This window comes from Arthrobacter crystallopoietes BAB-32 (assembly GCF_000328305.2).
Taxonomy (GTDB): Bacteria; Actinomycetota; Actinomycetes; order Actinomycetales; family Micrococcaceae; genus Crystallibacter; species Crystallibacter crystallopoietes_A.
The window spans coordinates 1-8,289 of the sequence record NZ_ANPE02000276.1 but is presented as its reverse complement, the minus strand read 5'-3'; the positions used below and the strand labels follow the sequence as shown (position 1 = coordinate 8,289).

Genomic DNA, 8,289 nt, shown 5'->3' with positions numbered 1-8,289 from the left:
GGAACCGGCCGTGCCCGCGCTGGCGGCAGGGTCAGCCTCGTTCCCGGCAGCGGCCGGCTCCGCCTGCCCGCCGCGCAGGAAAAACGCGCCGACGGCGCCCGCCAGCGTGGCGAAGACGGCGACCGAATAGACCGCGAGGAGCACCTGCAGGAAGAGGGCAAAGCCATCGGACGCGCTCAATTCGGCTCCAGTGATGGTGGACATCGCCGCATCCAGCAGCGCAGCCGAGTACCGCTCGTAGGAACCGGCGACGTAGAGCAACTGGCTGGAAACGAGGATGACGACCGCGGTGACGGCCGCGAGCCAGCCGATGCGGCTGGACAGCAGCCGGCCGGCGGAGCGGCTGCCCCGGATGCCGGCGGACAGCACGCTGCCGAGCCGGGAGACCCGGGTCGCGCGCAGCACCCGCAAGGCCTGCAACGAGCGGAAGAACCGCAGGAACGGCACCAGCAGGAAGACCACCTGCCACCAGTTGCGCTTCCAGAACCTCCAGCGGAAGCGCGCGATGTACGCCCGCAGCAGGAACTCGGCGACGAAGACGGCCCAGAAGAGCCAGCCGATCACGGAAAGGACCGCCACCAGGGTCGGATGGGTGGCGAGCAGCTGCGCGAGCACGATCAGCACGAAGAGCACGCCGAGGACGCCCATCGGCCGGTCCAGCCGCGCGGCCAGGACTTCGGCGCGGCCCAGCTGTCCTTCCGGATCACGCTCCTGCGCTTGTCCCATGCAGCCCCTTTCCGCCGGCCACCGGACAGCCGTGTCCGCGGCGTCCAGCCCTCACCGATACGCTAACGGCTGCCACAGCGGCCAACAACCGCCGCTTCTGTTCCCGGCCGGGTTGGAAGCATCCCTTGACGGCTGGCAGCCGTCGGCGTTGGCTGGAGCCAGAGAGAAGGAGGCAGACATGGATCTTGCTCCCCGAAAGCCCCTGCCCAAGTGGCGGCGAACTGCTGCGGCGGTCTTCGGCGTCGTACTTCTGGCCGGCTGTACCGCACCCGCAACGGAACAGGAAAACCCGGCCCCGCCGAGTTCGCCCACGGAATCGGCCCCGGCGACGGCGCCGTCAGCCGAGGGCGAGCTGATTCCGGACATCGTGGAGTCCGTGCAGCCGTCTGTGGTGACGATTTTTGCAGGCGAGGGCCTGGGCAGCGGGGTTATTTACGACGACGGCGGCCTCATCCTCACGAACGAGCATGTGGTGCGCGGGGCGGACGAAGTGGAAGTCGGCTTCGCCGATGGCAAGCGTTCGGCCGGGACGGTCCGCGCCGTCGACCGGGTGACCGACTTGGCGCTGGTGGAGGTCGAACGCACCGGCCTGCCGGCCGCCGAGTTCGAAACGGCGCTGCCGAGGGTGGGCGAGCTAGCCGTGGTGATCGGCAGCCCGCTGGGCTTCGCGAACACCGCGACGGCCGGCATCATCTCCGGCCTGCACCGGGAGATACCTGGTTCGGCGACCAACAGCCAGTCGCTGGTGGACCTGATCCAGACCGACGCGGCGATCAGCCCGGGCAACTCCGGCGGCGCGTTGGTGGACCGGAACGGCAAGGTCATGGGGATCAGCGAGGCGTACATTCCGCCGCAGGCCGGAGCCGTGTCGCTGGGCTTCGCGATCCCGGCGGCGACTGCCGTCCAGGTGGCGGAGGAGCTGCTTGAGGACGGCGTCGCCGACCACGCGTACCTGGGCCTGGTCCCGGCCGCGATTACCGAACCCATTGCCGCCCAGCTGGGCCTGCCGGATACGCGCGGAGCCTTGGTGCTTTCCGTCGTGGACGGGGGACCGGCCGACGACGCCGGGATCCGCCCCGGCGACGTGATCGTCTCCATCGGGGACGACGCGGTGGAGACCCCGGAGGACCTGCTTGCCGCGCTGCGCGGGCATGAGCCGGGCGAGTCCGTGCCGGTGGGCCTGAGCCGCGGCGGGGAATCCGTGGAGGCGGAGATTACCTTGGCGGACCGTCCCGTGGACCAGTAGGCGCCGGTCCGGAATACCTGGGCCCCGGCCGTGTTGTGCCTAGTGTGCAGTTGCCTTCGATTCCCGTTTCCCTCCTGGACCGTGCCAATGCCCGCGCCGGACAGGGCCCCGCGGAGGCGCTGGCGGCGGTGATCGCGCGGGCCGGGCAGGCCGAACGGCTGGGCTACCACCGGTTCTGGGTGGCCGAGCACCACGCGGTTCCGGGGATTGCCGGATCGGCGCCGGCCGTGCTGATGGCCGCGGTGGCTGCCCGGACCGAACGGATCCGGGTGGGCTCCGGCGGGGTGATGCTGCCGAACCACCAGCCGCTGGTCGTTGCCGAACAGACGGCAACCCTGCAGGCACTCTTCCCCGGGCGGATCGATCTGGGCCTGGGCCGCTCGGTGGGGTTCACGCCGGCCGTCAGGGCGGCGCTGCGCCAGGACAAGGACGCCGCCGACGCCTTCGCCGACGATTTGGCTGAACTGCTGGGCTACCTGCGCGGGACCGCGGGCATCACCGCGCGCCCGTCCGACGGCGGTGCTACGCCGCCTTTCGTGCTGGCCACCGGCAAAGGGGTGGAGACGGCCGCGAAGGCGGGCCTCGCCGTCGTTGTTGGCGGTCCGGCATACAGCGGAAAGGCATCGGGCCTGGCGCTGGCCGCACTGGAGCGGTACCGGCGCAATTTCCGCCCGTCGTCGTACTACCCGGAGCCCTACGTCATTGTGTCCGCGAACGTGGCGGTGGCAGACAGCGCTGCGGCGGCGGAGGAGCTGCTCCTGTCGGAAGCGTGGGCGATGGCGCTGTCCCGGACACGGGGCGAGTTCCCGCCGCTGTCGCCGGTCTCCGCCATCCGGGACGAGCAGATGACGGCTCGGCAGCAGCGGCTGGTGGCGGAGTCCCTTGCCGCTGCGGTGGCAGGGACGCCGGAGCAGGTGGCTGCGCAGCTGGGCCGGCTGCTGGAAGCCACCGGGGCGGACGAACTGATGGTCACGACCAATACCTTCGACATGGCCGCGCTCGCCGGGACGGACGCGCGGCTCGCGGAGCTGTTCGGACTGGGGTAGCCGGAGGACCGCTCCGGTCAGGCGACGCCGCGCTGCCGCCCGCCGAAATCGTCGGCGATGCCTTCCGCGGCCAACTGCAGGCGGGGGAGCACGGTCGCCGCGATTTCGTCTTCCGGGGCCCGGTGGGTCTGCAGGGATACGTTGAGCGCCGCGATGAGGTCGTTGCCGCGTCGCACCGGAACGGCCAGCCCGCGCAGTCCGTCGTCGAGCTCGCGGGAAACCAGCGACCAGCCGCGCTCGGCGGCGCGGTCCACTTCGCTGCGCAGGGCATCAATGCTGGCGACGGTGTTCTCCGTGTAGGAGGTCAGCTCGACGCTTTCGTAGTAGGCCTCGCGGTGTGCCTCCGGCAGGCCGGCCAGCAGGATCCGGCCCATGGAGGTGGCCCACGCCGGGAAGCGGGTGCCGACGTTGACCGACACGCTGAGCAGCCGCGGAGCTGCGACCCGGGCGATGTAGACAACATCGGTGCCGTCCAGGATGCACAGGGAGGTGGTCTCGTTCAGGTCGACGGCGAGCCGGCGCAGATGGGGTTCGGCGATCTGCGGAAGGGTGAGGTTGGCCAGGAAGGAGGCCCCGACGTCGAGCGCGCGTGGTGTCAGTTCGAAGTGGGTGCCGTCGGTGCGGAGATAACCCAGGTCCGCCAGGGTCAGCAGGAAGCGGCGGGCCGCCGCCCGGCTCAGTTCGGCTTTGGCCGCCACGCGGGTCATCGTCAAGCGCGGTTCGTCCGCTGTGAACGCCAGCAGCACGGCGAAGGTCTTTTCGACCGATTTCACGTAGTAGGCGGGATTTCCTTCCGCCGACTCGATCTCCATACGTTCCTCCGGATAGCTCAGGTCAGCCGCAGGCGGCCGTGAGCAAGGATACATCGGCCGGCCCGCGGCTCCGCATTCGGATCAGTCCTGTTCGCGCCGGCTGCGTTCGTACTGCGCCGCGAGGCGGACCGGCGTGTTCGGGGCTCCGTAGCCGTCATAGCCGCCGCGGCGTTCGACAACTTCGAAAAAGACGTTGCCCACCGTGGCGGTGTAGAAGTGCAGGAATTCCCCGTCCTCGTCCCGGTCGTAGAGCAGGTTGTAGCGCTGCAGAGTGTCCAGCAGTTGCTCGTCCAGCCGGAACCGTGCCTGCAGGTCGGCATAGTAGTTGGCCGGAACGGGCAGGAAGTCCAGGCCGCGTGCCAGTGCCCGCCGGGCAACCGCGATCAGGTCCGTGCAGGCGAAGGCCACGTGGGCCGGATAGCTGGAGGCCGCCGTCGGATGTTCCAGAGCCATCGGCGCGACGTTGAGTGCCAGGCGGATTCCGCGGTCCTCGGTACGCATGACCTGGCTGCGCACCAGGCCCAGCGGGCTGGGGACCTCGGTGGAGGGCTGGCGGGCGAGCGACAGCGTGCTCTCGTAGAACAGCACGGCTTCGTCGTAGTGCTGCCACGGCTGCGACAGATTCACGTGGTCCACCCGGGTGATCAATTCCGCGGTGGGGTCGCCGGCGGCATGCTCGGGAGCGCCGGATTCCGGAGTGAACTCGCGGGTCCAGGCGGCCGTGCCGTCCGCCGAAGCCTCGCACAGGAAGACTTCAGTGGAGTCAGGGGCTGAGACTGCCTGCAGCACTTCTTCATCGGCCTGGCTCTGCCGGGGCACGGGCTGCGCCTTCAGTTGCACCGCACGCGATGCCGCGACCACAGGATTTTCGACGTCGAACCCCAAGGCCGCGATGCTGGGTTCCAGATTGCGGGCCTGCTGCTCGTTGATGACGACGCGGGCCTGGCCCTGGGTCCAGAGCTGGACGGGCTTGGTGCGGTGCCGGCCGGCATAGCCGAAACCAAGCTGGTACAACAGCTCCTGCACGGCGCCGGTGTGCTCGGCCTTGACCTCGGTGAAGTTGAAGCCGGTGGGGTCGTCCACCTTGGGCAGCGTGGCCAGTTCCATCGGGTAGCTGAAGCCGGGCCCCTCGGTGTCCTGCAGGTGCAGGTGCGTCTGTTCCTCCAGCCAGATAAGCGAACGCATGGCATCGACGGCCGTGCGTTTTTCATCGGTTTGGCGGAAGATGTCGTTGAAGATTTCCAGCGAGACCGGCCCGTTGTAGCCGGCACGGACCAGATGGCCCATGAACTGTGCCAGGGCGAAGTCGCCTTCGCCCGGGAAAACGCGGTGGTGCCGGCTCCAGGAGAGCACGTCCATGCTCATGCGGGGTGCGTCGGCGAGCTGGACGAAGAAGATCTTCTCCGCCGGGATCTTCTCGATGCCGGAGGGATCCCAATTCCGGGAGAGGATGTGGAAGCTGTCGAGGCAAGTGCCGAAATTCGGCCGGTCCACGAGGTCCGCAATCCGCCAGGCATGTTCGAAATCGTTGACGTACTTGCCCCAGGCGAGGGCTTCGTAGGCGATCCGGACGCTGTAGCGCGCGGCCAGGTCCGCCAGCCGCTGCAGCTGCGCAGCGGCCAATTCGTCGTCGTCAATGGTCGCTGTGGCGACATTCGTGCAGAGCAGGACGGTGCCGATGCCCAGCAGATTCATCAGCTTGAACTTGGCCTCCGCGCGGTACAGGTTGGCTTCCAGCAGATCCTCGGTAACGCCTTCGAAGTCCCGGAAGGGTTGGTAAAGATCCAGGCTAAGGCCGAGCTCGTCCGCAAGCATGCGGATCTGCTCCGGGCTGCGGGGGGAAACGAGGAGGTCCTGCTCGAAGATCTCGATTCCGTCGAAGCCAGCCTCGGCACACGCATGTATCTTCTCTTCGAGGGTGCCGCTGAGGCATACGGTGGCGATGGAAGTTCTCATTCTGGCGCTCCTGTCCGGTGGCTAGAGACCCTGGGCGATCAGTTCGAGGAAATGCTGCCGCATCCTGCCGGCATCGGGCGTTATGCCGGTGATGAGGGCGAAAGCATCCACCGCCTGGCCAACCGCCATATGGCCCCCGTCGAGGACGCGGCAGCCCTTGGCAGAGGCGGCCCGGACCAGCTCGGTGTCCACGGGCCGGTAGACGACGTCGGCGACCCAGTGGTGCGGCTGCAGCAGCTGTCCGTCGATCGGCAGGCCCGGGTGGCTGTGCATTCCGACGGGGCTGGCGTTGACCAGGCCGGTGGCTTCCGCCATGATCCGCGGCAGGTCCTCCCGGCTGCCTGCGCGGACTTCCTGACCGGGGAACAGCCCGGCGAGGGCTGCTGCCCGTGCGGCGACGCGTTCCGGATCAAGGTCGACCAGCGTGAGCGACTGTGCGCCGGCCTTGAGCAGCGCGTACGCGACGGCCGAGCCGGCACCCCCGGCGCCAAGCTGCACGACGCCGTCCAGTTCCGCGTCTGGCAGCCCGTTGGCCAGGCCGGTGCCGAAGCCGGAGAAATCCGTGTTGTGGCCAATGAACTTGCCGTCGCGGAGCAGGACCGTGTTGACCGCCTCAAGCCGGGCCGCGTCGTCGGAAACCTCGTCGAGGTGCTGCAGCACCAGCTGCTTGCAGGGGTGGGTGATGTTGAAGGCGTTGAAACCCAGATCCCGGCCCTGCCGAAGCAGTTCCCCGACGGCCGAGGCAGGCCGTCCGATCACGGTCAGGTCCACCGGGCGGTAGAGGTAGCGGAGGCCGTGCAGGTCAGCCTCCCGTTCGTGCATCGGCGGAGTCAGCGACGCTGTAATGCCTTCACCGATCAGTCCAACCAAGTAGGCATCCGCCGCTGTACTCATGCGCTGTTCTCTCCTTGCGGGCGTAGCGGTGCTGGGTGGAACCAAGACTAACGGCTGTACGCAAATTGCACAATCGTGCGCAATCCGCACAGAGATGCCCTTGCGGGCGGAACGTGACATGCGCTACGTTGATGCACGTTCGTTTTGTGCACGGGTGTGCGCATGTCGCACAGTCCCGGCCGGGACGGCCTGTCGATACCCTCCCTCGAGGGCCAGCAGTTCAAGGAGTGTTATGACCACCGTTCACCAAGAGGGGCAGGCCTTCGCCGAGCACCGCAAGACGCCGAAGCGGGCCGCCCTGGCCAGCTTCATGGGCAGTGCCGTCGAGTATTACGACTTCTTTATCTTCGGCTCCGCCGCCGCACTGATCTTCCCGCACGTCTTCTTCCCGGACGAGAGTGCCCAGGCGAGCATCATGTCGCTCGCCACCTTCGGTTTCGCCTACATCGCCCGGCCGGTCGGCGCCGTCTTCGTCGGGCACTTCGGTGACCGGATTGGCCGCCAGAAGGTACTGATGTTCACGCTCATCATGATGGGCGCTGCGACCTTCATCATCGGCTGTATTCCGGACTTCAACACCATCGGTTGGTGGGCCCCGGCCATCCTGGTGATCTGCCGCCTCATGCAAGGGCTCTCCGCCGCCGGCGAGCAGGCCGGCGCCAGTTCCCTGACGCTGGAACACGCCCCGGACAACCGCCGCTCGTTCTTCACGTCCTGGACGCTGACCGGCACCCAGGGCGGCCAGATCCTCGCCGCGTTGATCTTCGTTCCGGTCGTCGCGCTGCCCGATGAGATCAAGTACGGCATCGGCTGGCGCATCCCGTTCTGGCTCTCCGCCGTCGTCGTGGTCGTCACCTACTTCATCCGCCGCTCGCTGCATGAGACACCGACCTTCGAGGCGGCCAAGGCGAACAACGAGATTGCCAAGCTGCCCGTCGGCGTGCTACTGAAGAACCACTGGCGCGACGTGCTTCGGGTGATCTGCTGCGCCTTCATCGCCGCGGTCTCCACCGTGTACGGCACGCTGGCCATCAAGTACGGAGCCGAGGTCGGCAACGTGGACGAAGGCATCACGCTCTGGCTCGTGGTTGCCGGCAATATCGGCGCGCTCTTCACCCAGCCGCTCTTCGGCAACCTGGCGGACCGGATCGGACGCAAGCCCGTCTTCATCTACGGTGCCGTCGGCAGCGCCGCCATCATGCCGTCCTACTTGCTCTCGATGGAGTCGGGCAACACGCTGCTGCAGTTCGCGCTGTCGGTGGCCGTCTTCTCCTGCGCCTATGCGGCGGCCAATGCGGTCTGGCCGTCGTTCTACGCGGAAATGTTCAGCGCCAAGGTGAGGTTCTCCGGCCTGGCGATCGGCACGCAGATCGGCTTCCTGATGGCCGGCTTCGCGCCGTCGATCGTCGCGGCCATCGGCGGCATCCAGGAAGGCGGCTGGGTCGCGACCAGCGCCTTTACCGCAGTCATCTGCGCGATCGCGGCCGTCGCGGCGCTGACTGCCCGCGAAACCTACAAGGTCCCCACCGCGGAACTCGGCGAACGCCGGCACGCCACGGTGTAGCGCGGGAACTCACCACGTACGACGCCGGGAGGCGGGCTTTCGCGC

At 68.0% G+C, this 8,289-nt stretch carries 7 protein-coding genes; 3 read left to right on the top strand and 4 right to left on the bottom strand.

Going from position 1 to position 8,289, the window contains the following annotated elements; translation table 11 throughout:
- Window positions 1–726, bottom strand: a 726-nt coding sequence (locus D477_RS19645; RefSeq protein WP_005274360.1) for a hypothetical protein, incomplete at its 3' end; no start/stop codon positions are given.
- A 178-nt stretch (window positions 727–904) separates the two neighbouring features.
- Between D477_RS19645 and D477_RS19640 the strand changes: the two genes are divergently transcribed.
- Both D477_RS19640 and D477_RS19635 read left to right on the top strand, forming a co-directional pair.
- Complete coding sequence (locus D477_RS19640; protein WP_005274359.1) at window positions 905–1,972, top strand: S1C family serine protease; 1,068 nt, start codon at window positions 905–907, stop codon at window positions 1,970–1,972.
- A gap of 44 nt (window positions 1,973–2,016) precedes the next feature.
- Entirely contained in the window at window positions 2,017–3,018 is a 1,002-nt protein-coding gene (locus D477_RS19635; protein ID WP_005274356.1) for an MsnO8 family LLM class oxidoreductase, read from the top strand.
- Between the two features lie 17 nt (window positions 3,019–3,035).
- On the opposite strand, the gene D477_RS19630 is transcribed toward D477_RS19635, so the two are convergent.
- The 3 genes from D477_RS19630 to D477_RS19620 all read right to left on the bottom strand — a co-directional run bounded on the left by D477_RS19630 (window position 3,036) and on the right by D477_RS19620 (window position 6,680).
- Window positions 3,036–3,830: an IclR family transcriptional regulator domain-containing protein gene (locus D477_RS19630; RefSeq protein WP_005274355.1), complete on the bottom strand. Its 795-nt coding sequence runs from the start codon at window positions 3,828–3,830 to the stop codon at window positions 3,036–3,038.
- Between the two features lie 81 nt (window positions 3,831–3,911).
- Complete coding sequence (locus D477_RS19625; protein WP_005274353.1) at window positions 3,912–5,786, bottom strand: bifunctional sugar phosphate isomerase/epimerase/4-hydroxyphenylpyruvate dioxygenase family protein; 1,875 nt, start codon at window positions 5,784–5,786, stop codon at window positions 3,912–3,914.
- Window positions 5,787–5,807: 21 nt separating this feature from the next.
- The gene (locus D477_RS19620) at window positions 5,808–6,680 is read right to left on the bottom strand and encodes a shikimate dehydrogenase (protein ID WP_005274350.1); all 873 of its coding nucleotides are present in this window, start codon (window positions 6,678–6,680) and stop codon (window positions 5,808–5,810) included.
- 232 nt (window positions 6,681–6,912) lie between these two features.
- Between D477_RS19620 and D477_RS19615 the strand changes: the two genes are divergently transcribed.
- Window positions 6,913–8,244, top strand: a complete 1,332-nt coding sequence (locus D477_RS19615) for an MFS transporter (protein WP_005274349.1) — start codon at window positions 6,913–6,915, stop codon at window positions 8,242–8,244.
- Window positions 8,245–8,289: the final 45 nt, after the last annotated feature.

Excerpts from the sequence above, each read along its gene's own strand:
- D477_RS19630 (WP_005274355.1), bottom strand. The coding sequence starts at position 3,830 with ATGGAGATCGAGTCGGCGGAAGGAAATCCCGCCTACTACGTGAAATCG.
- D477_RS19615 (WP_005274349.1), top strand. The coding sequence starts at position 6,913 with ATGACCACCGTTCACCAAGAGGGGCAGGCCTTCGCCGAGCACCGCAAG.
- D477_RS19620 (WP_005274350.1), bottom strand. The coding sequence starts at position 6,680 with ATGAGTACAGCGGCGGATGCCTACTTGGTTGGACTGATCGGTGAAGGC.
- D477_RS19640 (WP_005274359.1), top strand. The coding sequence starts at position 905 with ATGGATCTTGCTCCCCGAAAGCCCCTGCCCAAGTGGCGGCGAACTGCT.
- D477_RS19625 (WP_005274353.1), bottom strand. The coding sequence starts at position 5,786 with ATGAGAACTTCCATCGCCACCGTATGCCTCAGCGGCACCCTCGAAGAG.